General features: G+C 72.4%; 26 protein-coding genes and 1 pseudogene. 12 read left to right on the top strand and 15 right to left on the bottom strand.

The window, feature by feature from the left end:
- Positions 1-62 precede the first annotated feature (62 nt).
- From AC4OXY_RS43625 to AC4OXY_RS43650, 6 genes are all read right to left on the bottom strand, one after another.
- A complete protein-coding gene (locus AC4OXY_RS43625; RefSeq protein WP_356033231.1) occupies positions 63-344 on the bottom strand; it encodes a hypothetical protein in 282 nt (93 codons plus the stop codon).
- Between the two features lie 74 nt (positions 345-418).
- On the bottom strand, positions 419-1084 hold the full coding sequence (locus AC4OXY_RS43630) for a maleylpyruvate isomerase N-terminal domain-containing protein (protein ID WP_491992491.1): 666 nt from the start codon (positions 1082-1084) through the stop codon (positions 419-421).
- A 39-nt stretch (positions 1085-1123) separates the two neighbouring features.
- Complete coding sequence (locus AC4OXY_RS43635; protein ID WP_491992492.1) at positions 1124-1939, bottom strand: ABC transporter permease; 816 nt, start codon at positions 1937-1939, stop codon at positions 1124-1126.
- Positions 1940-1964: 25 nt separating this feature from the next.
- On the bottom strand, positions 1965-2858 hold the full coding sequence (locus AC4OXY_RS43640) for an ABC transporter permease (RefSeq protein ID WP_491992493.1): 894 nt from the start codon (positions 2856-2858) through the stop codon (positions 1965-1967).
- Between the two features lie 3 nt (positions 2859-2861).
- Positions 2862-4058, bottom strand: a complete 1197-nt coding sequence (locus AC4OXY_RS43645; RefSeq protein WP_402065712.1) for an ABC transporter substrate-binding protein — start codon at positions 4056-4058, stop codon at positions 2862-2864.
- Between the two features lie 34 nt (positions 4059-4092).
- Complete coding sequence (locus AC4OXY_RS43650; RefSeq protein WP_491992494.1) at positions 4093-5124, bottom strand: ABC transporter ATP-binding protein; 1032 nt, start codon at positions 5122-5124, stop codon at positions 4093-4095.
- 100 nt (positions 5125-5224) lie between these two features.
- Here AC4OXY_RS43650 and AC4OXY_RS43655 point away from each other — a divergent pair, with 100 nt between their 5' ends.
- The gene (locus AC4OXY_RS43655) at positions 5225-5974 is read left to right on the top strand and encodes a FadR/GntR family transcriptional regulator (protein ID WP_376292010.1); all 750 of its coding nucleotides are present in this window, start codon (positions 5225-5227) and stop codon (positions 5972-5974) included.
- A 37-nt stretch (positions 5975-6011) separates the two neighbouring features.
- Complete coding sequence (locus tag AC4OXY_RS43660; protein WP_362822455.1) at positions 6012-6773, top strand: cache domain-containing protein; 762 nt, start codon at positions 6012-6014, stop codon at positions 6771-6773.
- A gap of 9 nt (positions 6774-6782) precedes the next feature.
- Here the strand turns inward: AC4OXY_RS43660 and AC4OXY_RS43665 are convergent, their stop codons facing one another.
- From AC4OXY_RS43665 to AC4OXY_RS43675, 3 genes are all read right to left on the bottom strand, one after another.
- Positions 6783-7385 carry a flavin reductase family protein gene (locus AC4OXY_RS43665; RefSeq protein WP_491992495.1) on the bottom strand — a complete coding sequence of 201 codons (603 nt, stop codon included), beginning with the start codon at positions 7383-7385 and terminating at the stop codon, positions 6783-6785.
- Positions 7386-7441: 56 nt separating this feature from the next.
- Positions 7442-8236, bottom strand: a complete 795-nt coding sequence (locus AC4OXY_RS43670) for a thioesterase family protein (protein WP_491992496.1) — start codon at positions 8234-8236, stop codon at positions 7442-7444.
- A 435-nt stretch (positions 8237-8671) separates the two neighbouring features.
- On the bottom strand, positions 8672-9322 hold the full coding sequence (locus AC4OXY_RS43675; protein WP_356033254.1) for an FMN-dependent NADH-azoreductase: 651 nt from the start codon (positions 9320-9322) through the stop codon (positions 8672-8674).
- Between the two features lie 130 nt (positions 9323-9452).
- On the opposite strand from AC4OXY_RS43675, the gene AC4OXY_RS43680 reads away from it, so the two are divergent.
- The 3 genes from AC4OXY_RS43680 (at position 9453) to AC4OXY_RS43690 (ending at position 11774) form a co-directional block, all read left to right on the top strand.
- Positions 9453-9818 carry a winged helix-turn-helix transcriptional regulator gene (locus AC4OXY_RS43680; RefSeq protein ID WP_356033257.1) on the top strand — a complete coding sequence of 122 codons (366 nt, stop codon included), beginning with the start codon at positions 9453-9455 and terminating at the stop codon, positions 9816-9818.
- Between the two features lie 52 nt (positions 9819-9870).
- Positions 9871-10287 (top strand): nuclear transport factor 2 family protein, encoded by a 417-nt coding sequence (locus AC4OXY_RS43685; RefSeq protein ID WP_491992497.1) that lies wholly within the window; start codon positions 9871-9873, stop codon positions 10285-10287.
- Positions 10288-10400: 113 nt separating this feature from the next.
- Positions 10401-11774 (top strand): S41 family peptidase, encoded by a 1374-nt coding sequence (locus tag AC4OXY_RS43690; protein WP_491992498.1) that lies wholly within the window; start codon positions 10401-10403, stop codon positions 11772-11774.
- Positions 11775-11780: 6 nt separating this feature from the next.
- On the opposite strand, the gene AC4OXY_RS43695 is transcribed toward AC4OXY_RS43690, so the two are convergent.
- Positions 11781-13259 carry a glutamate-cysteine ligase family protein gene (locus tag AC4OXY_RS43695; protein ID WP_356033265.1) on the bottom strand — a complete coding sequence of 493 codons (1479 nt, stop codon included), beginning with the start codon at positions 13257-13259 and terminating at the stop codon, positions 11781-11783.
- Between the two features lie 623 nt (positions 13260-13882).
- Positions 13883-14683, bottom strand: coding sequence for an SAM-dependent methyltransferase (locus AC4OXY_RS43700; protein WP_402065702.1), 801 nt, complete (start codon positions 14681-14683; stop codon positions 13883-13885).
- 113 nt (positions 14684-14796) lie between these two features.
- Here AC4OXY_RS43700 and AC4OXY_RS43705 point away from each other — a divergent pair.
- Positions 14797-15330, top strand: a pseudogene (locus AC4OXY_RS43705) (ABC transporter ATP-binding protein); the annotation flags it as partial.
- Positions 15331-15609: 279 nt separating this feature from the next.
- Here the strand turns inward: AC4OXY_RS43705 and AC4OXY_RS43710 are convergent.
- The gene (locus AC4OXY_RS43710; RefSeq protein WP_356033271.1) at positions 15610-16749 is read right to left on the bottom strand and encodes a (4Fe-4S)-binding protein; all 1140 of its coding nucleotides are present in this window, start codon (positions 16747-16749) and stop codon (positions 15610-15612) included.
- A gap of 171 nt (positions 16750-16920) precedes the next feature.
- Here AC4OXY_RS43710 and AC4OXY_RS43715 point away from each other — a divergent pair, with 171 nt between their 5' ends.
- From AC4OXY_RS43715 to AC4OXY_RS43730, 4 genes are all read left to right on the top strand, one after another.
- Positions 16921-17625, top strand: coding sequence for an SDR family oxidoreductase (locus AC4OXY_RS43715; protein ID WP_376291693.1), 705 nt, complete (start codon positions 16921-16923; stop codon positions 17623-17625).
- 210 nt (positions 17626-17835) lie between these two features.
- Entirely contained in the window at positions 17836-18822 is a 987-nt protein-coding gene (locus AC4OXY_RS43720) for an aldo/keto reductase (protein WP_356033277.1), read from the top strand.
- A 99-nt stretch (positions 18823-18921) separates the two neighbouring features.
- Complete coding sequence (locus tag AC4OXY_RS43725; RefSeq protein ID WP_491992499.1) at positions 18922-19560, top strand: helix-turn-helix transcriptional regulator; 639 nt, start codon at positions 18922-18924, stop codon at positions 19558-19560.
- Between the two features lie 22 nt (positions 19561-19582).
- Positions 19583-20551, top strand: a complete 969-nt coding sequence (locus AC4OXY_RS43730; RefSeq protein WP_491992500.1) for a threo-3-hydroxy-L-aspartate ammonia-lyase — start codon at positions 19583-19585, stop codon at positions 20549-20551.
- Positions 20552-20615: 64 nt separating this feature from the next.
- Here the strand turns inward: AC4OXY_RS43730 and AC4OXY_RS43735 are convergent, their stop codons facing one another.
- Positions 20616-21401 carry an SDR family NAD(P)-dependent oxidoreductase gene (locus AC4OXY_RS43735; protein ID WP_491992501.1) on the bottom strand — a complete coding sequence of 262 codons (786 nt, stop codon included), beginning with the start codon at positions 21399-21401 and terminating at the stop codon, positions 20616-20618.
- 160 nt (positions 21402-21561) lie between these two features.
- Here AC4OXY_RS43735 and AC4OXY_RS43740 point away from each other — a divergent pair, with 160 nt between their 5' ends.
- Positions 21562-22233: a TetR/AcrR family transcriptional regulator gene (locus tag AC4OXY_RS43740; RefSeq protein ID WP_491992502.1), complete on the top strand. Its 672-nt coding sequence runs from the start codon at positions 21562-21564 to the stop codon at positions 22231-22233.
- Positions 22234-22325: 92 nt separating this feature from the next.
- Positions 22326-23777: a WGR domain-containing protein gene (locus tag AC4OXY_RS43745; RefSeq protein WP_491992503.1), complete on the top strand. Its 1452-nt coding sequence runs from the start codon at positions 22326-22328 to the stop codon at positions 23775-23777.
- A gap of 142 nt (positions 23778-23919) precedes the next feature.
- Here the strand turns inward: AC4OXY_RS43745 and AC4OXY_RS43750 are convergent, their stop codons facing one another.
- Both AC4OXY_RS43750 and AC4OXY_RS43755 read right to left on the bottom strand, forming a co-directional pair.
- Positions 23920-25503 carry a glycerol-3-phosphate dehydrogenase/oxidase gene (locus AC4OXY_RS43750; protein ID WP_491992504.1) on the bottom strand — a complete coding sequence of 528 codons (1584 nt, stop codon included), beginning with the start codon at positions 25501-25503 and terminating at the stop codon, positions 23920-23922.
- Positions 25500-26099 (bottom strand): TetR/AcrR family transcriptional regulator, encoded by a 600-nt coding sequence (locus AC4OXY_RS43755; protein WP_376291706.1) that lies wholly within the window; start codon positions 26097-26099, stop codon positions 25500-25502. The genes AC4OXY_RS43750 and AC4OXY_RS43755 overlap by 4 nt, the downstream gene beginning before the upstream one ends.
- Between the last annotated feature and the right edge of the window lie 2 nt (positions 26100-26101).

The following is a 26101-nucleotide window of genomic DNA, read 5'->3' on the forward strand; positions in this document are numbered from 1 at the left end:
CAACCGTCCGGGCCGATATGGATATTGACGGCACGTCACGCGAGATCCCGTCGGGTCGGCGCTCAGCTGGCCCGGGTGCCGCCGCCGCGCCGGATGCGGCCCAGCAGATCCCGGTGATAGGCGGCGAGCTGCCCGGCGGGCACCGGAGCCGGACTGCCGCTCAGGGTGTACCAGTTGTCGCTGTCGAAGGGCTGGACGGCGACGCGCGCGCTGTGGCCGTCGGGCCGCAGGATGGTCGCGACGGTCAGTTCGCCGGTGAGGACACCGGCCTCGTCGGTCAGCGCGCCACCGGGGCCTGCGGTGACGCGGTCGACGTAACTGTTGATGCTGGGCGGCTGGTTCATGACCCGCACGCTTTCATCAACCCGGCCTGTGTGTCTGCTCTCTGACGGTGTGTCGGCAGTGGGTTCCGCAGGTCTCAGCCGAACAGCGGGAACCGGTCCGCCGCCGGGCCCAGGGCGGCGTGCTCCGCCGCGGTGAGCGGAGCCCGGCCGGTGCCCACACGCGCGTAGTGTCCGTCGCTCCACTGCGGGAGCGCGGGCCGGCCCAGCAGACCGTCCAGGGTGGCGCGCACCGCTGCCAGCCCCTCGGGCGCCGGGCCCGGGGCGTGCGGGAGGCCGACGGTCAGGTCCAGGTGGTGGACGGTCGCCTCCACCGCGAGGGTGGTCAGCAGGTCCCCGGCGGTCAGCACATGTCCCTGGGTCGCCACACGCCGGTCGGGATCGGCCGCGTCCCCGGCGTGCACGGCCGCCGCCAGTGTCTCCAGGTACACGCCCCGCAGCTGTCCCCAGTCCAGGAACATGCTCGCACTCACCCGTGCCCAGCGGCGGCCGTTCGCCGCCCCGACGGGGTTCGGCCGCCAGTCCCGCCAGTACGTCACCGCGTCCCGGTCCGCCGGGCGCGGCGACGGTGTGTGCAGGGCCACCAGCCCGCGCTGGGCGTCACCGAGGCAGTGGAAGACCAGATCGCGGACCGCCCAGCCGGTACACCCGCTCGGCCGCCACGACTCCTCGTCACCCAGGTCCCTGACGACGTCCGCGGCGGCTTCGTACGCCGCGCGCAGCACCCGTGCTCCGGTGTCCATCACGCCCCCTGTCCTTCTGCCCGCCGGCCGCCCAGGGTGTCACACCCTGCTCGACGTCGCCGTGTCCCCGGACAGGCGCTGGGCGACGTAGATCGGGAGCGCGGACAGCAGGACGAGGACGGCCGCCACCACGTTGACCACCGGTGCCTGCTGCGGCCGGGTCATGTTGTCGAAGATCCAGATGGGCAGCGTCTCGATCCCCGGGCCCGCCGTGAACGTGGTGACCACGATCTCGTCGAAGGACAGCGCGAACGCGAGCAGCCCGCCCGCCAGCAGCGCGGAGCGGACCAGCGGGAAGGTGACGTCGGCGAAGGCGCGGAAGCTGGTCGCGCCGAGGTCCATGGCCGCCTCCTCGTACGAGGCCGCCGTACGGCGCAGCCGGGCCGCCACGTTGTTGAAGACGACCACGATGCAGAAGGTGGCGTGGCCGACGATCACCGTGAACAGCCCGAGGCCCACGCCGAGCGGCTGCAGGACCGTGCCGAAGGCCGAGTTGAGGGCGATGCCGGTGACGATGCCGGGCAGCGCGATCGGCAGGACCACGACGAACGAGACCGCGTCCCGGCCGAAGAAGCGGTGCCGGGTCACGGCGAACGCGATGAGCGTGCCGAGCACGAGCGCGATCGCGGTGGCCCCGAGGCCCGCCTTCACCGAGACCCACAGGGCCTGCCGCGCACCGGAGTTGTGCACGGCCACCGACCACCAGTGCCCGGTCAGCCCGGGCGGCGGCCAGCTCGCGCTGCGGTCGGGGCTGAAGGAGTTGACGAGGACGAGCAGCAGCGGCACGTAGATCACCGCGAAACCGAGCGCGGCGCCGGCGCGCAGGGCGATGCGCGCGGTGCGGCCGAGATGCATGGCACTCTTCCTTCCGGCAGGGGGTTCAGAGGCTGTTGAGGGCACCGGTGCGGCGGATCGCCAGCAGGTACAGGACGATCACGACGACGGGGACGGTGCCGAGCGCGGCGGCCATCGGCAGGTTGAGCTCGATGTTGGAGTACACGAGATTGCCGATCAGCTGCGTCTTGCCGCCGACGATCTGCACGGTGATGTAGTCGCCGAGGCTCAGCGAGAAGGTGAACACCGAGCCTGCCGCGACCGACGGCAGCACCATCGGCAGCACCACCGAGCGGAAGGTCCGCCCGGCCCGCGCCCCGAGGTCGGCCGACGCGTCGAGCAGGCTCGCCGGGAGCTGGGCGAGGGCCGTGTGGACCGGCAGGATCATGTACGGCAGCCACAGGTACGTCAGGGTCAGGACCGTGGCCGGCAGGCCGAAGCCGGGCCCGCTCAGTCCGAACGGCGCCAGCAGCCAGTCGGCGAGGCCGCCCTGGGAGAGGATCAGCCGCCAGGCGTACACCTTCACCAGGTAACTCGCCCACAGCGGGGTGAGGATGGCCACCACGAGCAGTGGCCGCCACCGGGGCCTCGCCACGCGCGCCGTGTAGAAGGCGACCGGGAAGGCGAGCACCACGCACAGGGCGGTCACCGCGAGCGCCACGCCGACGCTGCGCCAGACGACCTCGCGGAAGACGGGCGTGGTGAACAGCTCGTGGAAGTTGTCCGTCGTCCAGACCCGCACCACCTGCGAGGTGAAGGAGTTCGTCGTCCAGAACGCGGAGGCGAACAGCACCGCCAGCGAGCCGAGATAGAGGACGGCCAGCCACAGCAGCGGGGCGCAGAGCAGCAGGGCGAGGCGCAGCCGGGGTCTGCGGTGCAGGCTTCCGGCGAGCCGCCGGAGGGTGCCCCGGCCGGCGGCGGTGCCCGCGTCGGTCGCCACGGCTCAGCCCTTGATCTCGGTCCAGGCCTGCACCCACCGGTCGTACGGCACGCAACTCACGTCCTTGCGGCCGTCGAGGCACTGCGCGATGGGTGTGTTCCAGAAGGCGATCTTCTTCCAGTAGCCCTCGTCGGCGGCGTGGTAGACCGTGCAGAAGTTCTTGTCGCTGGTCTCGGCGCAGGCCCTGGAGTTCGCCGGGGCCTCCCCGAAGTACTCGGCGACCTGGGCGTTGACCTTCGGCGAGACGATCCAGTTCAGCCATTTGTAGGCGCAGTTGGGGTGCTTGGCCTTGCTGGAGACCATCCAGGTGTCGGACCAGCCGGTCGACCCCTCCTTCGGCACGAATGCCTTCACCTTCGCGCCCTCGGAGGCGGCGAGGTTGGCGATCACCTGCCAGGTGGTGCCGACCACCGAGTCACCGCTCTTGAACGCGGAGACCTCCTTCAGATAGTCGCTCCAGTACTCGCCGACGCTTCTGTTCTGCTGCTTGAGCAGGGACACGGCCGCGTCGAACTGCTTCTGGTCGAGCGCGTAGGGGTCCTGGATCTTCAACTGTGGCTTGGTGGCCTTGAGATAGAGGGCCGCGTCGGCGATGTAGATCGGGGAGTCGTAGGCGGTGACATGGCCCTTGTGGCGTGCCGCGTCCTCGAAGACCGCCGACCAGGAGGTGGGCGCGGGCCTGACCTTCTCGGTGTTGTACATCAGCAGGTTGGCGCCCCGGCCGTGCGGGATGCCGTACATCTGGCCCCTCACCGAGTTCCAGGCGCCGTTCTTCAACCCGGCGAAGACGTCCTTGTAGTTGGGGACGAGCGCGGTGTTGACGGGGGCCGCGTCGCCGGAGGCGATCAGGCGCAGGGAGGCGTCGCCGGAGGCGGAGACGGCGTCGTACTCGCCGGTCTTCATCAGCTTGACCATCTCGTCCGAGCTGGCGGCGACCTTGGAGTGCACCTGGCAGCCGGTCTGCTTCTCGAAGGCGTGGACCCAGTCGGCCTTGGGGTCGTTGGAGCCGTCCTCGACGTACCCGGCCCAGGCGATCAGATTCACCTGGCCCTCCGTCGCGCCGAGCTTCGCCGGGGCCTTGAGGTGAGGCGGGTTGAGTCCCGTGGCGGACGAGCCGCCCGAGCCGGAGGAGCCGCACGCGGCGGCGAGCAGCAGCGTGGCGGCCACCGCGGCGGCCCGGGGGATGCGGTTGAGACGCACGACGATCTCCAGGAAGGCGTAGGGACGGGAGCGGTCAGGAGGGCAGCCGTACGGCGTGCCGGTGGTGCCACGCCAGGCGCACCCGGGTGCCGCGGTAGCCGGCGACGTCCTCGGCGGAGGTCTCCAGGTTCTGCTGGAGCGCGGTGAGCCGGCCGCCGCCGTCCAGGTCGACCAGGAAGCGGGTGGCGTCGCCGAGGTAGATGACGTCGGCCACGGTGCCGGTGGCCGTGGCGTGGTCCGGCTCGTCGGCCTCGGCGGACTCCTTCAGCACGCGGATCTTCTCCGGCCGGATGTTGTACGTGCCCGGTGCGCCGACGATCCGGTGGGCCGTCTCGCCGTCGAGCAGGTTCGAGGTGCCGACGAAGGAGGCGACGAAAGGGGTCGCGGGGCGTTCGTATATCTCCGCGGGCGTGCCGACCTGGGCGATGCGGCCCTGGTCGAACACGGCGATGCGGTCGCTCATCGTCAGCGCCTCCTCCTGGTCGTGGGTGACGAAGACGAACGTGATGCCCACCTCCCGCTGGAGCGCCTTGAGTTCCACCTGCATCTGCTCGCGCAGCTTCAGGTCGAGGGCGCCGAGAGGCTCGTCGAGCAGCAGCACCCGGGGCCGGCCGACCAGGGCGCGGGCGAGCGCGACGCGCTGGCGCTGGCCGCCGGAGAGCCGGTCCGGGCGCCGCTGGCCGTAGCCCTCCAGGCGGACCTCGGCAAGGGCCTTGCGGGCGCGGACGAGGCGTTCCGCCTTGGGCACCCTGCGGACCTTCAGGCCGTAGGCGACGTTCTGCTCGACCGTCATGTGCGGGAACAGGGCGTAGTCCTGGAACACGGTGTGCACGTCCCGCTCGAACGGAGCGAGCCCGGTGACCTCCTGCCCGGCGAGTTCGATCCGGCCCCGGTCCGGGGTCTCGAAGCCGGCGACGAGCCGGAGCACCGTCGTCTTGCCGGACCCGGACGGGCCGAGCATGGAGAAGAACTCCCCGTCCCGGATCTCCAGGTCGACCCCGGCCACGGCGGTCGTCCCGCCGAACGACTTGTGCAGGTCGTGCAGCCGGATCGCCATTCCCTCCATACGGGAACCTTTCTGGCTCGCTCAACGTTGGCGCAAACATATGAAGTCATAGTTCATAGCTCAAGAGCCCCTTAGGGTAAAGCTTGAGTCAGTGCACGAGGTGGTGGCCGTGAAACAGGACGCAAGAGAGGGCGCCGCCCGCAAGGCCGTCTTCAGCCCGGTGGACAACCGGGCTCGCGTGGAGGCGGTGGTGCGCCGCATCGGCGACGCCATAGAGCTGGGCCTGATCGCCGACGGCGAGCAACTGCCCGGCGAGAGCGAACTGGCCGGACAGCTCGGCGTCTCCACGGTCACCCTGCGTGAGGCTCTCATGGCGCTGCGCCAGCAGGGCCTGGTCACCACCCGCCGGGGCCGCGGCGGCGGAAGCTTCGTCTCCGTGCCCGAAGTCCCCGCCGACGACCGCCTCAAGGCCCGGCTGCGCGGTTGGAGCACCGAGGAACTGCGCGACCTCGGCGACCACTGGGCCGCCCTGTCCGGCGCCGCCGCCCGCCTCGCCGCCCAGCGCACCGAACCCGACGACCTGCGCCAACTGCGCCGTACCGCCGATGAGTTGGCGCGCAGCGGGGACGCGGCGGCCCGCGGCAGGCTGTACGGCCGCTTCCACGTCGAACTCGCGGCCGCCGCCCAGTCCGCCCGGCTCACCCGCGAACAGGTCGCCCTCCAGAGCGAGATCGGCGCCCTGCTCTGCCTCGTCCTCGCCGACGACGCGTTTCGTGAAGAAGTTGCGGACCGCCACCGCGCCGTGATCTCCGCCGTGCAGGATGGGACCCACGAAAAGGCCGGCACGCTGGCCGAGCGGTGCGTCAGGGAGCCGGTGGCGCGGCTCGTCGCCGTCCGCCTCGGGCTCTGACCGCGCCGCGTCCGGTTCCCGTCCGCTGGAGGACACCATGGGCTGGAGCCCCCCGCTCGCCACCCTGGACACGGACCCGGAGACGTGGGTGGCCGCGCAGGTGGGCGGCGCGCTGGAGGCCGTCTTCGACACGGTCGCCGCGATCCGCGCCGAGACCGAGGACCTGCTGCGCCGGGCGACCGCCGAGGAACGGCGGCCCGCCAGCGCCGACCTCGCCGCCCTGCGCCCCGGACTGCACCGGCAGCTGACCCACGAGGACCTGGTCTCCGGCGCCGGCTTCGTCGCGGCGCCCGGCCTGCTCGGCGACGTACCCGCCTGGCTGGAGTGGTGGCAGTCGGGCGCCGACGGCGCGGTGCGCCCGCTCCACCTCGACCTCGACTCCGGGCAGTCGGCGTACGCCGACTACACCCACTGGGACTGGTTCGCGCTGCCCCGGGACACCGGGCGCCGGGCCGTCGCCGGACCCTACGTCGACTACCTCTGCTCCGACGAGTACAGCCTCACGCTGTCCGAACCGGTCCTCGTCCAGGGCCGGTTCGCCGGAGTGGCCGCCGCCGACGTGTATCTGCGGCACTTCGAGGCGGCCGTCCTGCCGCTGCTGCGGAGCCTGCCCCGGCCCGCGCATCTGGTGAACGCGCGGGGCCGGGTGGCCGCCTCCGCCGACCCGGCCCGTCTGGCCGGCTCCCTCACCCGGGGCCCGCGCTTCGGGGACCTGCTCGGCACGGCACGCCCCGGCACGCACGACGGCCTCGGCCTCGTGCCGTGCGCGGGCGTGCCCCTGGTGCTGGTGCTGGCCTGAGGCGGACGGTCAGGCACGCCCCCGGTACGGCACGCGGGCCAGTTCGTGGACCTCGCCGACGGTGGCCCACTCGTTCCCGCCCAGGCGCGCGAGGGGACGCAGACGGCCGATGTCCGGCCCGCCGTCCACCAGCACGTCCTCGCGGACGGCGGCGTGCACGACCCGGCCGAACACCACCGTCGAGTTCCCGAGGCGCAGCGTCGAGTGCAGCGTGCACTCCAGGGCGACCGGGGACGCGGCGACCCGCGGCGGCCGCACCCGCAGCGAGGGCTCCCGCTCGATGCCCACGGCCTCGAACTCGCCCTGGTCCCGGGGGAATTCGGTCGCGGTGGCGTTGATCTCGGCGAGGAGCGGTTCGGGGGCGAGGTTGACGACGAACTCCCCGGTGTCCTCGACGTTGCGCAGCGAGTCCTTGCGGCCGACCGCGGTGAACTGGACGACGGGCGGATCGGTGCAGGCGACGGTGAAGAACGAGTGCGGAGCCAGGTTCGCCGTCTCGCCGTCCGGCGCGAGGGTCGAGACCCAGGCGATCGGCCGGGGCACGACGACGGACGTGAGCAGACGGTAGAACGCCCCTGCCCCCAGGGACTCGGGCGAGTAGTCGACGCGCATGACAGCACCGTATGTCATCCGATCAGGGCCTCGGGGGCCGCCCGCGCGGTGGAGGGTCACGCGCCAGGCAGCGGGCGCACGGTGAGGGTCTGCTGGGCCTGGCCGACCGGGCCCGTCAGGTCGTGCAGGACGGAGCTGGTCAGGCCCTGGCCGGTCGGGCCGAAGACGACCGTGGTGTCCAACCCGACCCAGCGGCCCTCCGGTCGGCGGTGGAGGTGGATCGTCAGGTCGACGTTGGGGAACATCCACTCGGTCGGCGAGCGTCGTACGGCGATGCCGTTGGCGGTGTCGATCAGGGCGACGTAGGACGCGAGCGGGCTGCTCGGTTCGCCGGCGACGAGGTCGAGGTGTGTGGAGATCCAGGCCGTGGCGCGGCCCGGCTCCGCGCGAGCGAGCGGCCGGAAGTCGACGGACGCGCAGTGTCCGCCGGGCCAGACGGAGCCCAGCGACCGCGCGGCGATCGCGTCCGGCGGCGGGGTGAGGCGGGCGTCACCGCCGCCGGCCACGGCACGGGTGTCCCCCTCGGCCAGCAGCCAGGCGCGGGCCCGTACGGCCGTCCGTCCCGCGATGTCCACGACCGCTTCGAGCAGTTCGATGGTGCGGCCGGGCCGGATCGACTCCACCCGGATCTCGCACTCGTCCAGCGCGAGCCGCCCCAGGATGTCGAAGCTGATCCGGGAGACCAGCAGCGAGCCCTGCCGCGGCCGCTCGGCGAGATACCCGTCGATCGCGTGGACGACGAGCCCGGCGAGCGGGCTGAAGTGCATCTCGTCGGTGTCCCACGCACCGCTCGCGTGTGCCGTGGGCTTGTAGTGCTGCGGATCGATGCGTTCGAAGTAGCTCGCGGACAACGGGTGACTCTCCTCGGGTGTCCATGATCACGGGGCGTCGAGCAGGTACGTGCACGGTACATCCTGCAACGTCGTACGGTCGTTGGCACCGACTGGTCTCCTGCCGCCGGCCGTGACGCGTCCCCGTCCGCGACGGTCCTTCGAGGTCCTGCTCATGGCCTGGTCGCCGCCGCCGTACCGCCGGCCTCGGTCCCGTACCGTCCGTGACCGGCGGGGCGATCTGCGCGACCTGCCGGTCACCCGCACCGCCGTACCGGCCCCGCTCGCGGCGCTCACCGTCACCGTCGGCGTGCACCTGCGGCGCCGCGACGCGCGGCTGACCGTCCTGGCGGGCACCGCGGTCGACGTCGCTCCGTCCGGCACGGTCTTCGCGCACGCACACACGTCGACCCGGGCCCGCCCTCGTCGGCGGTACCCGGGTCGGAGGGGGCGGGCTCAGGCGGCCAGGCGCTCCACGAGCTGTCCGGCCTTCGCGGCGGCCTGCTCCAGGGCGCGGTCGCGGGAGGCCTCGTACAGCGGGACCAGCTCGGCCATCGCCGGGTTCTGCGGGGCCATCGTCAGCTCCGGGACGATGAAGTCGACGTCCAGACCGAGGCCCGCGCCGAGGGCGGCACCGAGGTAGTTGCGCACGTACTCGAAGTCCTCGCGCGGGGTGCCCGGCTCGTACGAGCCGCCGCGGCTCGCGACGACGGTCACCGGGGTGCCCTTGGCGGACTGGGTCTCGCCCGCCGTGCGGCCCATCAGGATCACGTTGTCCAGCCAGGCCTTCAGGGTCGAGGGGACCGTGAAGTTGTACATCGGCGCGCCGATCAGCACCGCGTCCGCCTGCTCCAGCTCCTCGATCAGCCGGACGCGCTCGGCGAAGGCGGCGGCCTGCTCGGGCGTGTGGGCGGCGGGGTCCACGAAGCCGGCGGTGTGCGAGGCGGCGGTGATGTGCGGGACGGGCTGCGCGTTCAGGTCGCGGTAGACGACCGTGCCCTCGGGGTGCTGCTCCTCCCAGTGCTTGCGGAAGGCCGCGGTCACGGCGCGGGAGGACGAGATCTCGGCCGGGAAGAGAGACGAGTCGATGTGCAGCAGGGTGGCCATGGGGAACTCCAGGAAACTGATCAAGGCAGCCCGGCACGGACGTCCCGGGCTGAAGTTTCGTACCTAACTATTAATAGCACAGGGGCTTACTTTTTTTCACCTCCCTACGGTGGAGTAGTACCCTGATCACATGGCGGCGGAGCAGAACCACGGCAGTGAGATGTGCAAGCGGGTGGACGACAGCATCACCCGTGTCTTCCAGCTGCTGGGAAAGCGCTGGAGCGGTCCCATCGTCTCCGTCCTGGTGGAGCAGCCCGCACACTTCGCGGACCTGCGCCGGGCCGTCCCCGGCATCAGCGAACGCATGCTGTCCGACCGGCTCGCCGAACTCGGCGCCGCCGGTCTCGTCGTGCGTGAGGTCGACGAGGGCCCGCCGCTGCGGGTCTCCTACCGCCTGACCGAGGCGGGTGCCGCCCTGGAGCCCGCGCTGCGGCAACTGGGAGACTGGGCCAAGACCCATCTGCCGGACGCGCCGCCGTGTCCGGGCGCGGCGTAGCGGGAGCACCCGACCAGGGCATCCGGGCAGGAGTCGGCCGAGGGGGAAGCACATGACGCTGGAGCTCGAAGACCGGGTCGCCATCGGGGAGTTGATCGCGCTGCACGGTCACCTCGTGGACGACGGACAGCTCGACCGCCTGGGCGAGCTGTTCACCCCGGACGTTGTCTACGACATGTCCGACTTCGGCCAGGACCCGCTGGTGGGCTTGGCCGCTCTCCGACAGGCGGCGCTGGCGCTCGGGGACGGCAACCCCGTCGCCCATCACGTCACCAACGTCGTCGTGCGGGAGGAGCCGGACGGCCGGGTCCGCGCCCGCTCCAAGGGGCTCGGCGTCCGGGCGGACGGCACCTGCGGTTCCCTCACCTACGACGACTTCCTCGTCCGCACCCCCGACGGCTGGCGGATCAGCCACCGCACACTGACCGCGCGGCGCGTCCCCCTGAACGGCGTGCACCGGTCCGGGTGAGGCGCGTACGGGGGCTGTCCCCCGTGCCGGTGCACCGGGACACCGGATGGTGCGGCAAGGGGCGGTGCGGCGACGGTGGAGGCCGGCGTGCACCGAACCGGAAGGAACCCATCGTGCGTACCCTCACGGCCACCGTCGCCGTCCTGGCCCTCGCCGCCACAGCCGTACCGGCCGCGGCCGCCGCCCAGGCCGGCCCGCCCGGCACCGACGGCGTGTGGCGTGTCGACGGCTACGGCACCGTCCTCGTCGCCGGCGGGGGAGTGCTCCAGGAGTATCAGACGACGTCCGTCAGCTGTCTCAAGGGCGACACCTCGCGGCGGACCGGACCGGGCACCTACCTCACGGCCGACGGCTCGGTGCTGACCGTACGGATCCAGCGCGACCGCAATCACGCGCTGTTCGCCGCCGACAGCTCGGTGGGACACCGGCAGCTGCGCCGCCTGCCCGCCCTGCCCGCCGACTGCGCACGCCCGGCGTCCACCGACCCGCGCACCGCCTTCGACGTCTTCTGGCAGACCTTCGAGGAGAACTACCCGTTCTTCGCCGCCAAGGGCATCGACTGGCACGCCGTACGCGACCGCTACCGGCCGCTGGTCCACCGGGACACCACCAAGGATCAGCTCTTCACCATCCTCAGCCGGATGGTGCGCCCGCTGTACGACGCCCATGTCGGCGTCATCGACGGCCACCGTCGGTTCGCCGAGGTGCGCCCCGGCACCGAGATGCCGAGCGAGGAACTCGACGCGAAGGTCAAGAATTTCATCGTCGCCCGCGATCTCAAGGACGCCGCCCACCGCCAGGACTTCGGCGCCGGCCGGATCACCTACGCCGACCTGCCGGGCGACCTCGGCTATCTGCGCATCTCCGGCTTCGGCGGATACGCCGGCGAGAACGCGCCGTACACCGCCGAACAGGCCGAACTGGACCGGGCGTTGAACACCGTGCTCGACGCCCGTCGGACGAAGCGGCTCAAGGGGCTCGTCATCGATCTGCGTGTCAACGGCGGCGGGGCCGACAGCCTCGGCATCCGGATCGCCCGGCGGCTGACGGACACGCCCTACACCGCGTACGCCAAGCGCGCCCGCAACGACCCGGCCGACCCCGCCCGGCACACCCGGCCCGAACCCGTGTCCGTCGTCCCCGCCGACGCGCCCCGCTACACCGGCCCGGTCGCCGTCCTCACCGGCGGCTCCACGGTCAGCGCCGGAGAGACCTTCACCCAGGCGCTCATCGGCCGGCCCGCACGGACCGTGCGCATCGGACAGCCCACCCAGGGCGTGTTCTCTGACGTCCTGATGCGCAACCTGCCCGACGGGCTCGTCTTCGGCCTGCCCGACGAGGAGTACCTGACCCGCACCGGGCGCACCTTCGACGGCACCGGCATTCCGCCGCAGCTGACCGAACCGGTCTTCACCAAGGAGGAGTTCGCCAAGAACCGGGACTCGGCCTTCGCCCGGGCCGTCAATCTGCTGAGCGGCCGCGGCTGAGCCGGATCAGTCCACCGGCCAGGTGTGCACCGGAGCGTTGAGGTGCATGTAGTCGATGTAGAGCTGGGTCATCCGGCGCAGTGTCTCGTGGCGGCTGGTGTGCGTGGTGGCGTCGAGGTGGTGGACCGTCTCCTTCTGCCACACCGCGCCGTTGCGCGCGGTCACACAGCGCTGCTCGATGATGCCGAGCAGCGGCTCGCGCCACGCCTCGTCCATGCCGGAGAGCGCGAGCCCCCGGTGCGCCAGCGGCAGCAGCCGGCGCAACACCAGTTCCGGCACCGGGACTTCGCCCATCCCGGGCCAGTACAGCAGGGCCTCGATGCCGTGCCGGGCGGCGGTGTGCAGATTGTCCTCGGCCGCCGCGAACGACATCCGCGACCACACCGGCCGGTCCTCCTCGGTCAGGGCCCGGGTGAGACCGTAGTAGAAGGCGCCGTTGGCGAGTGTGTCGGCGACGGTCGGGCCGGCCGGCAGCACCCGGTTCTCCACCCGGATGTGCGGCACGTCGTGCGTGACGGCGTACACCGGGCGGTTCCAGCGGTAGATCGTGCCGTTGTGCAGGGTGAGTTCACCGAGCTCGGGGACGTCACCCCGGTCCAGGGTCTCGGCCGGGTCCTGTTCGTCGCACAGCGGGAGGAGGGCCGGGAAGTAGCGCAGGTTCTCCTCGAACAGGTCGAAGACGCTGTTGATCCACCGCTCCCCGAACCACACCCGGGGCCGTACGCCCTGCACCTTGATCTCCTCCGGGCGGGTGTCCGTGGCCTGCTCGAACAGCGGGATACGGGTCTCGTGCCACAGCTCCTTGCCGAACAGGAAGGGGGAGTTGGCCGCGAGCGCCACCTGGACGCCGGCGATCGCCTGCGCCGCGTTCCAGTAGGCGGCGAACTCCTCCGGGGAGACCTGGAGATGGAACTGGGTGCTGGTGCAGGCCGCCTCCGGGGTGATCGTGTCCGCGTAGGTCCGCAGCCGGTCGGCGCCGTCCACCTCGATGCGCAGGTCCTCGCCCCGGGCCGCGAAGATCTGGTCGTTGAGCAGGCGGTAGCGGGGGTTCTCCGACAGGGCGCCCTCGCCGATGTCCTCCTGGCGCAGCGTGGGCAGGATCCCGATCATGATCAGCCGGGTGCCGACCGTGCGGGCCCGCTCGTCGGCGTGGTTCAGCGCGGCGCGGATCTCGGCCTCCCACGCGTCGGGGCCGCCCGCCGTCAGCCGCCGGGGCGGGACGTTGATCTCCAGGTTGAAGCGGCCCAGTTCGGTGGACCAGGCGGGGTCGGAGACGGCCTGGAGCACATCGCTGTTGCGCATCGCCGGCTCTGCGTCGTCGCCCACCAGGTTCAGCTCTATCTCCAGGCCCACCTGGGGCCGCTCGGACTCGAACCGCTGCTCGCGCAGCATCTGCGCCAGCGCGTCGAGGCACCCGTGCATCTTGATCCGGTACCGGCGGCGGTCCTCGCGGGTGAAGACGAGCGCCGGGACGTCACGTCCCATCGGCCCTCCAGGACTCCCCGGGGTCGGTCACCTCTCCACCCAGCGTCGCACCATCGGACGGCACCCACCAAGCGGGCGGACCCCCCTACGACGGGCGGTGCTCACATGTGGCCGAGGCCCGGCGCCAGGCGGGCACCGCCCGTCCCCCGGGTGCGGCCGGCCCGAGGTACGTGCATCCCGGCGTGCACCGTGCGTGGTCGCGACGGGCACGTTCGGTGACCGGGGCGTTGCCGTTGCCGTGCGCCGCGATCCTCCCCCCGGCGTCGGGGGCCGCCGGGACAACGCAGGCACTGCCTCCGGTATGGGCGAACGGGCGGGGCGAACAGTGCCGGCCGAAGCCGAACGCGGCCGCCCTCGGACCGAGCCCCCACCGCACCGGCACTCCCGCCGTCTCGTCCACGACACCCGTCGGGCACCGGTCGCGCACGAGAGCGGCGCAGGTCTCCTCGCCTCGCGTGGCAGGCCGACGGCCGCCTCCTCGAAGGGGCCGGCCACACATGCGTCGGCGTCGAGGTACGGCACCCGCACCACCCGTGCACCGGGCGGGACGCCGAACGCGGGGCCCGCCCGGCGACCGTGCGTGTGTCCGGCACGGGCTCGGCCCTGCGCCGGACACGCCGTGCTCAGGCGTTCTTCCGGGCCACGGCGCCGTAGAAGCCGATCTCCTCGGAGCCGGCCGGCGGGGTGGTGTCCGGGCGCCAGAACGGGACCTGGGTCAGGCCGGGTTCGACCAGTTCGAGGCCGTCGAAGAACCGCTCGACCCGGTCGCGGGAGCGCAGGTTCATGGTGGCGGTGGCGCCGTTGTAGACGGCCTCGGCGTCGCTGCGGTCGTCGGCGAAGTCGCCCGTCGCGTGCGAGAGGACGAGGAAGCTCCCGGCCGGCAGCGCGTCGCGCAGGGTGGCCACGATCCGCTCGGGCTCGTCCGCGTCACGGATGAAGTGGAGGATGGCGACGAGGAACAGGGCGACCGGCCGGCCGAAGTCGATGATCCGGCGGACCTCCGGATGATCGATGACGGACTGCGGATCGCGCAGGTCGGCGAGCACGATGCTGGTCGTGCCGGCCCGGCTGAGCAGCGCGTCGGCGTGTGCCTTCACGATCGGGTCGTTGTCGACGTAGGCGACGCGCACGTCCGGCGCCAGCTCCTGGGCGACCTCGTGCACGTTCGGGGAGGTGGGCAGGCCGGTGCCGATGTCCAGGATCTGGCGGACACCGCTGTCGACGACGTAGCGCACCGCACGGTGCAGGAAGGCGCGGTTGGCGCGCACGGAGATCCATACCTCGGGCGCCGCCGCGGCGAGCTGGTCGCCCGCCTGCTGGTCCACCTCGTAGTTGTCCTTGCCGCCCAGGAGGTAGTCGTAGATGCGCGCGGGATGCGGCTTGCTGGTGTCGATGTGCACGGCCTGGCCGCCGTCCTGAGTCACAGTGGGCTCCTCTCCCCGACCGTCACGGCCTCGGTCCCGTGAACGATTGGCCAAAGCTTCCCATATCAACTACCCCGCTCGTGCCCACAGTTCCGCCCGCCGACGGCTGTGTCCGGCGCGTCGCCACCGTCGAGCAGCACGCGCACACCCAGACCGAGCTGACCGTCCGCGACGTCGTCGCCCTCGGCCGGATCCCGCACCGCCGCGCCTGGGCGGCCGCCGGTCCCGCGGACACGCGGGCCGTCACCGAGGCGCTGGACCGCACCGGTCTCACAGACTGCGCCGAGCAGTCCTGGCACACCCTGTCCGGCGGCGAACGCCAGCGCACCCGGATCGCGCGCGCCCTGGCCCAGGAACCCCGCGGACTGCTTCTGGACGAGCCGCCCCACCACCTCGACATCCAGCACCAGCTCGATCTGCTGGACCTCGTCGCGAGCCTGCCGGTCACCACGGTGATCGCCCTGCACGACCTCAACCTCGCCGCGATGTACTGCGACCGGCTGCTCGTGCTGCACAGCGGCCGGGCGGTCGCCGAGGGCCCGCCCGGCGACGTCCTGACCACCGGTCTGATCAAGCGGGTCTACGGCGTCGACGCCGCGGTCACCACCGCGGACGGGCACCCGGTGATTCGCTTCCTGCGGCGCGGCGGCCAGGGGGTGTCGTGTGGATCCCGGGAGGGGCCGTGTGGATCCCGGGATGGTGGGAGAGGGCGGGGAACTACCCGAGCGCATGGATTGATCGCTCCCCGCCCCCCGGTGGGTCGGCCCGCCTCGGCACGTCGTCACGGACAGGGAGGGGCGACTCGGCGACCGGTCGGACGAGGCATCGACCCACCGATCTTGTTCAGACCCTCCGCCACCGGACGCGCGACGGCCAGCGGAGACGGGCCGCCCGGGTGACGAGGGCTGCCCGGCGGGTGGTGGTGCTCAGCGCGGGCCGGGGGACTCCGGGCGCTCCCCGTCGGCGCGCCGCTCGACGGGACGGCGCCCGGCGGGGGGCCGCCAGCCGCCGGAGACCTCCTTGACCGGCTTGTGCGGGAAGCGGCGCTCGGCGTACCGCTGGGCGTCGGAGCCCGGCAGGACGTAGAGGGTCTCCGTCTTGTCCTGGAGCGGGCGCAGAACGGTCTCCAGATAGGCCTTGCGGTCGTCGAGGTACGGGCCCAGCACGTCCTCGCCGGCGGGGCACACGGCCAGGCAGTAGCCGGACTTGTAGCTCGGCTTGAACGCGAGACTCTGCCACATCGAGGCGTTCTCCGGGTCGGTCACCCGCGAGCGGAAGTCGGCCGCGTCCGCGCTGTCGGCCACGGTCTGCACCCAGTCGGTGAAGCCGCTCATGAACTCCCGGTAGTTGTGGGTCGTGCAGGCCAGGGCGTCGAACGAGCCGTCCTTGCCGATGGCGCCGATCGGACAGGCCGCGACGCACAACTTGCAGTCCACGCAGGGGCTGTAGTCCAGCGGCCGGCCGTACGCGCTGACCGGGGCGTCCACGAGCACGGTCGCGAGCAGCACGAAGTTGCCGAACCGGGGGTGGATGACATTGCGGTGCAGCCCCATGACGCCCAGGCCCGCGGCCACGGCGACCGTCTTGTGCGCGACGACCCAGATACGGCCGGGGAAACGCTCCATCTCCTGCGGGAACCCGGCGGACGGATTGAGCGCGCGGTGGCCGGCGTCCTCCAGGGCCCGGACCACCCTGCGGGCGGCGGCGTTGACCTGTTCGTCGGTCTGGTGGAACTCCTGGTTGGCCACGCTGCGCGCGGGTGAGCGGGTGTTGTCACGGTTCATCCGGACCATGAGCGAGACCAGCGCGCGCGTGCCCGGCAGGGCGGCCAGGACATGGTCCCGCTCCCCGGCGAGGTCGGGGTGGTCCAGGCTCACCGCCGCGGCGTCGTCCGCACCGGCCTCCAGGCAGAGCGCGCGCAGCCAGTCCGCGTCGATCACCGGTGGCGCGGGTGCCGGAGCGGCGTTCGCGCGGGATGCCAGTACGGCCCGTACGGACGGGTGGGCGGCCAGGCGGGCGGGCAGCTTCCGGCTCCCCGCTCCCTCTGCCCTGCGCTGCTCGCTCATGCGGCCTCCTCCTGGTGGGTTGGAAAATCAAACTCACTGGAAGAGTAGTGGACGGGGCGGCGAGGGGGTGGTTTCGGTGCGCACTTGAAGTTGGAAACCGATCGGTTTACCGTGGGGGGCGACCGATGGGAAACCGATCGGTTTCCACGTGTGACTTCCTCTGGAGACGACATGACCGCGATCAAGAACTCCGTCGCCCTGGTCACCGGCGGCAGCCGGGGCCTGGGCAAGGCGCTGGTGGAGGAGCTGTACGCGCGCGGAGCCGCCAAGGTGTACGCCACGGCCCGGGACCCGCGCACCGTGACCCACCCGGACGCCGTTCCGCTCGCCCTGGAGGTCACCGACCCGGCCTCCGTCGCGGCGGCCGCCGCGCAGGCGCAGGACGTCACGGTCCTGATCAACAACGCGGGTGTCTCGTTCGGTGCGCACTCCTTCCTCGACGCTGAAATCGATGTCGTACGGCGGGAGTTCGAGACCAACTTCTACGGCCCGCTGCTGGTCACCCGGGCCTTCGTCCCGGTCCTGGAGCGCAATGGCGGCGGACACCTCCTCAACGTGCACTCCGTGCTCTCCTGGCTCGGGCTCGCCGGCTCCTACAGCGCCACCAAGGCCGCCTTCTGGTCCCAGACCAACTCCCTGCGCCTGGAGCTGAGTTCACGTGGCATCGGGGTGACGGGGCTGCACGTCGGCTACATCGACACCGACATGGCCGCGGCCGTGGACGCCCCCAAGTCCACACCGCACGACGTCGCCTCCCTCGCGCTCGACGGCGTCGAGACCGGGGCGTACGAAGTGCTGGCCGACGAGCTCACCCGGAACGTGAAGGCGGGCCTCTCCGGCGACCTGGCGGCGCTGTACCCGCAGTTGGCCGGCTGACCGCACGCCGTCGGCACACCCTCGGCCCGGACGGCGTCGTGGAGTGCGGGCGGGGGCGTTCGAGTCCGCCGGGCCGGTCGCCGTACGCCCCTCGGGTCGCCGTACGTCCATCGGTACGATCACGCTCGTACCGATGGAGCAGGCCCGCCCCGTCCCCGGACACGCGCCGGGGTGCGTGGCGGGACCGGCACCGACGAGGGGAACCGAACCATGGAGTACGCAAAGCTCGGCGCGAGCGGCCTGGAGGTCTCGCGGCTGGCGCTCGGTTGCATGAGCTACGGCGTTCCCGACCGGGGTCCGCACCCGTGGACGCTGGCCGAGGACGTCGCCCGCCCGTTCATCCGCCAGGCCCTGGACGCGGGGATCACCTTCTTCGACACCGCCAACAGCTACTCGGCCGGCACCAGCGAGGAGATCGTCGGCCGGGCACTCGGCGAGATGGCACGGCGCGAGGACGTCGTGATCGCCACCAAGGTGTTCTTCGCGGTGGAGAACGGCGCGGCGCGCAGCGAGCGGCCCAACCGGTCCGGGCTGTCCCGCAAGGCGATCATGGCCGAGATCGACCACAGCCTGCGCCGGCTCGGCACCGACTACGTGGACCTCTACCAGATCCACCGCTTCGACCCCCGCACCCCGGTCGAGGAGACGATGGAGGCCCTGCACGACGTGGTCAGGGCGGGCAAGGCCCGCTACATCGGGGCGAGTTCGATGTACGCCTGGCAGTTCGCCAAGCTCCAGCACACCGCCGAGCTGCACGGCTGGACGAAGTTCGTCAGCATGCAGAACCACTACAACCTCCTCTACCGCGAGGAGGAGCGCGAGATGCTGCCGCTCTGCGCGGACCAGGGCGTCGGGGTGATCCCGTGGAGCCCGCTCGCCCGCGGACGGCTCACCCGGGACTGGGACGCCGGCAGTGCCCGCAGCGAGTCGGACGCCATCCTGCGCAACCTCTACCAGCCCGACGACAAGCGCATCGTCGACGCCGTCGCGGCGATCGCCGAGAGCCGCGGTGTCCCGCGGGCCCAGGTGGCCCTGGCCTGGGTCGCCTCCCGCCCGGGCGTCACCGCCCCCATCGTCGGCGCCACCAAGGCCCACCACCTCGAAGACGCCGTCGCGGCCCTCGACCTGAGGCTCACCGACGAAGAGGTGCGGCGGCTGGAGGAGCCGTACACACCGCGCGGGATCAGCGGCCACTGAGCCCGCGCCCTCGGGGGGTGCGCCCGTACGAACCCGTCCTGCGGCGCGCATTTGGAATTCGTGTACAGTATTGGAAAATCATTCCAAGTGGCGGGGCTGGTGAGTGAGGTGGCGGCGGAGTCCGACGAGCACCTCGTCCGGGAGGTCGAGAAGATCGCCGTGGCGCTCGGGCGGATGTTTCCGGGCCTGTGCGAGGTGGTGCTGCACGACCTGCGGGACCCGCGGCATGCCATCCGGGTGATCGAGAACGATCTGTCGGGACGTCAGGTCGGCGACTCCGCCACCGAGTTGGGACTCGCGCGCATCGCCGACCCGGACTTCCCGAGCGTCGTCCAGAACTACCCCAACCGCTTCCCGGACGGCCGCCCCGCGAAGAGCACGTCCATCGGCATCAGGAACGCCGAGGGGGAGTACGTCGCCGCGCTCTGCCTCAACCTCGACATCTCCGTCCTGTCGCCCGTCACACGCGCCCTCTCGAACCTCGTCGCCACGGACACCGCGCACGGCGAGCGCCCGCTGGAGACCCTGCGCGACCGCACCGCCCGCGAACTGCGGCGCACCGTCGAGGAGTTGTCCGCGCAACGCGGCGCCACGCCCCGGTCGCTGGGCCGGGAGGACAAGAAGACGCTCGTACGACAGCTGTACCAGGACGGGTACTTCGACTCGCGCGACGCCGCGCAGACCATCGCGGACCTGCTCGGCGTCTCCCGGGCCACCGTCTACAACTATGCGAAATGACGCACCGGGAGAGGATCTCGCCATGGCCGCCGCTTCACCCGTCACGTTCGACGACGTCCGTGCCGCCGCCGCACGCCTCGCGGGCGTCGCCCACCGCACCCCCGTCCTCACCTCGCGCACCCTGAACTCCCTCGTCGGCGCGGAGGTGTTCATCAAGTGCGAGAACTTCCAGCGGGTCGGCGCCTTCAAGTTCCGCGGCGCCTACAACGCGATCGCCCAGCTCCCGCCGGAGCAGCTGGCCAAGGGCGTCGCCGCCTACTCCTCCGGCAACCACGCCCAGGCCACCGCCCTCGCCGCCCGCGAACTGGGCACCACCGTCGTCGTCCTGATGCCCGAGGACGCCCCCCGCGCCAAGCGCGAGGCCACCGCCGGGTACGGGGCCGAGATCGTGACCTACGACCGCTACACCCAGGACCGCACCGCGCTCGGCCACGCTCTCGCCGAGGAGCGTGGTCTCGCCCTCATCCCGCCCTACGACCACCCGCAGGTCATCGCCGGCCAGGGCACCGCGACCCTCGAACTCCTGGAGGAGACCGGCCCGTTGGATGCCCTCCTCGTGCCCGTCGGGGGCGGCGGACTCATCGCCGGCAGCGCCACGGCGGCCAAGGCGCTGCACCCCGCGATCCGGGTCCTCGGCGTGGAGCCCGAGGCGGGGGACGACACCAAGCAGTCGCTGGAGAGAGGCGTCCGCGTCACCCGGCCCGTCCCCCGGACCATCGCCGACGGGCAGGCGCTGCCGACGCCCGGCGAGCTCACCTTCCCGATCAACCAGCGCCTGGTCGACGGTATCGCGCTGGTCAGCGACGCGGAGATCATCACCGCCATGCGGTTCGCCTTCGAACGCCTCAAGATCGTCCTCGAACCCAGCGGCGCCACGGGCCTGGCCGCACTCCTGGCGGGCCGCGTCGACAGCCTCCCGCCGCGCGTCGGCGTCATCGCCTCCGGCGGCAACATCGACATCGAGCGGTTCGTCGAACTCCTCGGCTCCTGACGGCCGTACCGCCGCGCGGCGGGCCGCATCGCGGGAGTCGGCAGCACGGTGCGGCCTCCCGCATTCAGAAGTGGGTGCCGCCGTCGACGCGGATCTCGGCGCCGGTGATGAACCCGCCGTCCTGTGAGGCGAGCATCGCGACGACGGAGGCGACCGTCTCGGGACCGGCGAAGCCCTGTCCGAGTGCCGGGGAGAGCTTGGCGAACAGCGACATATCGGCGTCCGCGGGCAGCCCCGGACCGACGCTCTGTCCGCTGGCGCCGCTGCCGTCGGTCATGCCGGACGAGATGGAACCGGGCTGGACGGCGGTGAAGCGGATGCCCCGCTTCGCGTACTCGGCGGCGAGGGCGTGGGTCATGGACTGGATCCCGCCCTTGCTCGCCGCGTACGCCGCCATGTAGGGGTGCGCGAACGTCGCCGAGGTGGAGCTGAAGTTGACCACCGCCGCGTCGCGGCCCGCCAGCAGTGCCGGTACGGCCTCGCGGATGACGAGGAACGTGCCGACGAGGTTGACCTGGAGGATGCGGGTGAAGTCGTCAAGGGTCGTCTCGTGGGTGTGCGAGGAGCGCAGGATCCCCGCCGCGTTGACCAGCACGTCCAGCCCGCCGAGCGCGGAGACCGCGGCGGTGACGCCCTCGCGTACGGAGGTCTCGTCGGCGACGTCCACGACGAGCGTGGTGAGGCGGTCCGCGTGCGCTCCCGCCTTGGCCAGTGTGTCCTTCAGGCCCCGCTCGCTCACATCGGCGGCCACGACGGTGCCGCCCTCGGCGAGCAGGCGCAGCACGGTGGCCTGGCCGATGCCCGAGCCGCCGCCGGTGATCAGTGCGCGGCGGCCTTCGTAGCGGTTCATGTCTTCTCCTGCCCGCCCCGTCGCTGTACGGCGGAGCCTTCGCGACGCCGGATCTCCTGCCCGCCGGCGTCCCCATGCGCTTCACGTTACGCCTCGATGGCATAGTTTGCCACTTCGTCATTGCGTGCCGTGGCGTGCTGTCGGGCCGTACCCTTCTGGGGTGAGCACCAAGCCGTCCGGGGCGAGCAGCGCGCCGCCCACCTCCCTGACCGAGCGCCGCAAGGCCGCCACCCAACTCGAGATCGCGCACGCCGCGGCCGAGCTCTTCGCCGCCCAGGGCCCGCACGCGACGACGGCCGAGGAGATCGCCCGGCACGCGGGGGTCGCGCTGCGGACCTTCTACCGGTACTTCCGCTCCAAGCAGGACGCGGTGAGCCCGCTGCTCGCCGCCGGTGCCGACCGGTGGCGGGCGCTGCTGGAGTCGGCCGAACCGGGCACCGGGCTGTCCCGGGCACTTGAGGCCGCCGTGGAGGAATCGCTGGCGGCACCGGACGAGGATGCCGCCCGGGCGCTGCTGCGGACCCGGGGGCTGCTGCGTGCCGCCGCCGACGATCCCGCGCTGCGCGCGGTCTGGTACCGCGTCAACCAGGAGTCCGAGGAGCGTCTCGTGCCGGTCGTCGCCCGCCTCGCGGACGGGCACCTGGAGGCGGTACAGGTGCGCCTGGTGGCAGCGGCCGCCACGGACGCGATCCGCATCGCCCTGGAGACCTGGGCCGACACGGAGGCGGACGTCACGGGCAGGGGCTCCCCGGCCGCCCTCGCGCTCCACTGTCTGCGCCAACTGATGGGAGGGATGGGTGCGTTGTCGCCGGGCGGGACGGCCGAGAGCTAGGCACCGGCCCGTTGTCAGTGGTGGCCTCTACGGTTGTGACCAGTGAGGACCTGCGGGAACGGCCACGGGTCCATCCTGGGGAGGGGTCTGCCATGTCCACGGCGTCCGCGGTGTCGACGACGTATCTGGAGCTGTCGCAGGAGGGCGGCGGCGCCCACAAGTTCTACGAAGTCACTGTCGACGGCCTGGTGGTGACGGTGCGTTACGGCAGGATCGGTGCCGCCGGACAGGCCCAGACGACGACGTTCCCGACCGTGGAGAAGGCCAAGGCGGCCGCCGCGAGGAAGGTGGGGGAGAAGGTCCGCAAGGGATACGCCCCGGCCGTCCAGGGGCAGCGCGCCCCGCGCGCGGTGACCCGGCGTCAGGTCAGCTCCGCCCCGTCGACCGCCCGCGCCGTGGCCCCGGTGCTGTGGCGCTTTCGCACCGGCTCGTCCGCGTTCGGCATCCATGTCGACGACGACCGCTGCTGGGTGGGCAACCAGGCGGGTGACGTCTACACCCTGGACCACGAGGGCGTCGTGCTCGCCCGGTTCGGCCTGCCGGACGGCGTGAAGTGCCTGGTCGCCGACGACTTCTGGATCTACGCCGGCTGCGACGACGGCAAGGTCTACGACCTGTCCTCCAAGCTCCCGTTCGCCGCGTACGACATCGCCGCCGACGTCGACATCTTCTGGCTGGACATCCACGAGGGCGTGCTGAACGTCTCGGACCGCGCGGGCCGGCTCACCGTCATCGACCACGAGGACGAACACCAGTGGTCCCGCCGCAGCCAGGGCGAGCACGCCTGGATGGTCCGCGCCGACGACCGCGCCGTCTACCACGGCCACCACCGCGGCGTCACCGCCTACGCGCCGGACGGCGGCGGCGAGTTGTGGCACACGGCCACCCGGGGCAGTGTGCTGTTCGGCTGGCAGGAGGACGACGCCGTCTACGCGGGCACCGGGCACCACGTGGTCCAGCGGCTGTCGAAGGCCACGGGCCGGATCGAGGCGACGTACGCCTGTGACGGCGCCGTCTACTCCTGCGCCACCTCACCGGGCGGCCGGTTCGTCTTCGCCGGGGACGCCGCCTCGTCCGTCTACTGCTTCGACCAGGACGGCACCCGGCTGTGGAGGCTCGGCACGGGCAGCGGCTCGGCGCTGTCGATGCAGTACCGCGACGAGCGCCTGTACCTGGTGACCACCGACGGCTCGCTGGTGTGCGTCGACGCGAGCGAGGCGGCGATCTCGGCGGCCCAGCAGGGCACGGTGCCGGTGGCGCGGGACGTCAAGCTCGCCGCCGCCCTGCCGACCTACCAGCCCGCCACCGCCGTGGCCGCGGTGTCCACCGTCGACCGGGCTCCCGTCGGATCGGTCGTGGTCGAGTGCGTCCAGCAGGGCGGCCGGATGCGGGTGCACGTGGTGTCCGAGGGCTACGACACCTCCTGGAACGTCCAGTTCCCGCGCGCGATACGGGAACCGGGCGCCCGCTACGTGGTGGACGCCCTGCACCCGGCGGCCGGCGGCTTCTACCGCGTCCGCGGCGACATCCGCCGCCTGCTGTGACCCGCCCCGTGACGCCCTGCCGCCGACCGGCGGTCCAGGACGGTACGGCCGCCCTCCCTATCGGCACCGCCCGGGTCACCGCCGGCGCGTCGGTGCCGCCACCCCCGCCCCGCTCCAGACCCGTCCGGGGCGGGCCGGAGGGTCAGGACCGTACGGCCGCCGCCTCCGCCAGCGCCTCACGTGCCACGCCGAGCGCCTCGGCGCGGTCCTCCGGGACCAGGCCGATGCGGGTGCGCCGGTCCAGCAGGTCGGATTCGTCCAGCGCGCCCTCGTGCCGGGCCGCCCACACCAGTTCGGCCCGGGTGACCGGATGGCCCGGCAGCACCGGCTCGGCCAGTGCGGGGTCCCGGGACGAGAGGGCCTGGACGGCCTCGGCCTCGGTGCCGTAGCGGCGGACCAGGCGCGGCGGTGCGGGCAGGGCGCGCAGCCGCGCGGGCGAGGCGGCGCCGACCAGGGGCAGCGCGGCGGTGCGGGAGGGGGCGGCGTGCAGACCCCGGGCGGCGGTCGCGGCGTCCACGGCGTCCTGCGCCATCCGCCGGTAGGTGGTGAGCTTGCCGCCGACGATCGTCGTGACGCCGTCGGGGGACGTCAGCACCGCGTGCCGACGGGAGATGTCGGAGGTGCGGGCCGCTTCCCCGTCGCGGCCGTCGTGGCCGGAGGTGTCCAGCAGGGGGCGCAGCCCGGCGAAGGCGCCGACGACCTCGTCCCGGGTCACCGGCGCGTCCAGGGCGGAGCCGAGCACGTCCAGCAGGAAACCGATGTCGGTCTCGGGCACCTCGGGCACGTCCGGGATGTCGCCCTCGACCGGCTCGTCGGTGAGGCCGACGTACACCCGGCCGTCGCCCTGCGGCAGGACCAGCACGAAGCGGTTGGTCTCGCCGGGGATCGGGATGTGCAGGCCGGCCGGCAGCGAGCCGAGCCGCTCCGAGCGCAGGACGAGGTGGGTGCCGCGGGAGGGGCGGATCCGGATGCCCTCGACGAGGTCGCCCGCCCACACCCCGCTCGCGTTGATCACGGCGCGGGCCCTGATGCCGCCCTCCTCGCCGGTCAGTTCGTCGCGGATCCGGGCGCCCGTGCCGGTCAGCTCCAGTGCCCGGACCCGGGTCAGCACCCGGGCCCCGTGCGCGGCGGCCGTCCGCGCGAGCGCGGTGACCAGCCGGGCGTCGTCGGTCACCTTGCCGTCCCAGGACAGCAGCCCGCCGCGCAGCCCGGCCGGGCGGACCGAGGGCGCGAGATGCCGGGCCTCCGTCCCGGTGAGCCTGCGCGGGGCGGGCAGGACCTGGCGCGGGGTCCGGGCGGCGAGGCGCAGCACGTCCCCGGCGCGCAGCCCGGCCCATGCCAGCGAGGCCTGGGCGCGGGAGACCAGCGGGGTCAGCGGCAGGACGAACGGCTGGGCCGACACCAGGTGCGGGGCCGTACGCGTCATCAGCACCCCGCGCTCGACGGCGCTCTCGTGCGCGACGTCGAACTGCGCGGAGGCCAGGTAGCGCAGCCCGCCGTGGATGAGTTTCGAGCTCCACCGGGAGGTGCCGAAGGCCAGGTCGTGGGCGTCCACCGCGACCACGTCCAGTCCGCGCGCCGCCGCGTCCAGCGCGACTCCGGCACCGGTGGCGCCGAGCCCGACGACCAGGACGTCCACCACCCTGCCGTCCGCGGCCTCGCTCAGTTCCCGGGCCCGTCGCGATGCGTCGAGCGACGAGCCGGCGTCGGTCCTGGTGTGGCTCATGGCGTGAGGATCCTCTCCAGGAGGGTGCGCAGCTCGCCGAGGAAGGCGGCGGAGTCCAGCTCCGGATCTTCCTCGTCGGTCATCGTGCGCAGGGACAGGGTGAAGGACTGCACGGTCAACAGCAGTGCGCGGGACTGCCGTTCGACATGGCCGGAGCGCACGGAGCCGTCCGTGTGGCCCTCGCGCAGCGCGTCGGCCAGCAGCGCGAGCAGGGCCTCCTGGCTCGCTCCGCGCCGGTCGAGCACGTACGGCAGCAGCAGCTCCGGATCGACGTCGACGATCTTGCGGAACAGCGGATGGGCCCGGAACGCCTCGACGCCCGCCACCAGCCCGTCCACGATCCGGGTGCGGGTGTCCGTGCCGTCAGAGACCTCGGGGATGGCCCGGGTGGCGACGTCGATCCACTCCCGGGTCATCAGATCGCCCACCAGGGTCCGCAGGTCCGGCCAGCGCCGGTACAGCGTCATCCGGGAGACGCCGGCGCGGCGGGCCACGTCGGCGAGGGTGGTGCGGCGGACTCCGACGGCCAGCACGCAGTCGCGTACCGCGTCGAGCACATGATCGTTGTCCGAACCGTTGTGACGAATAGGCGTCATGT

Source organism: Streptomyces sp. HUAS MG56, from assembly GCF_058673395.1.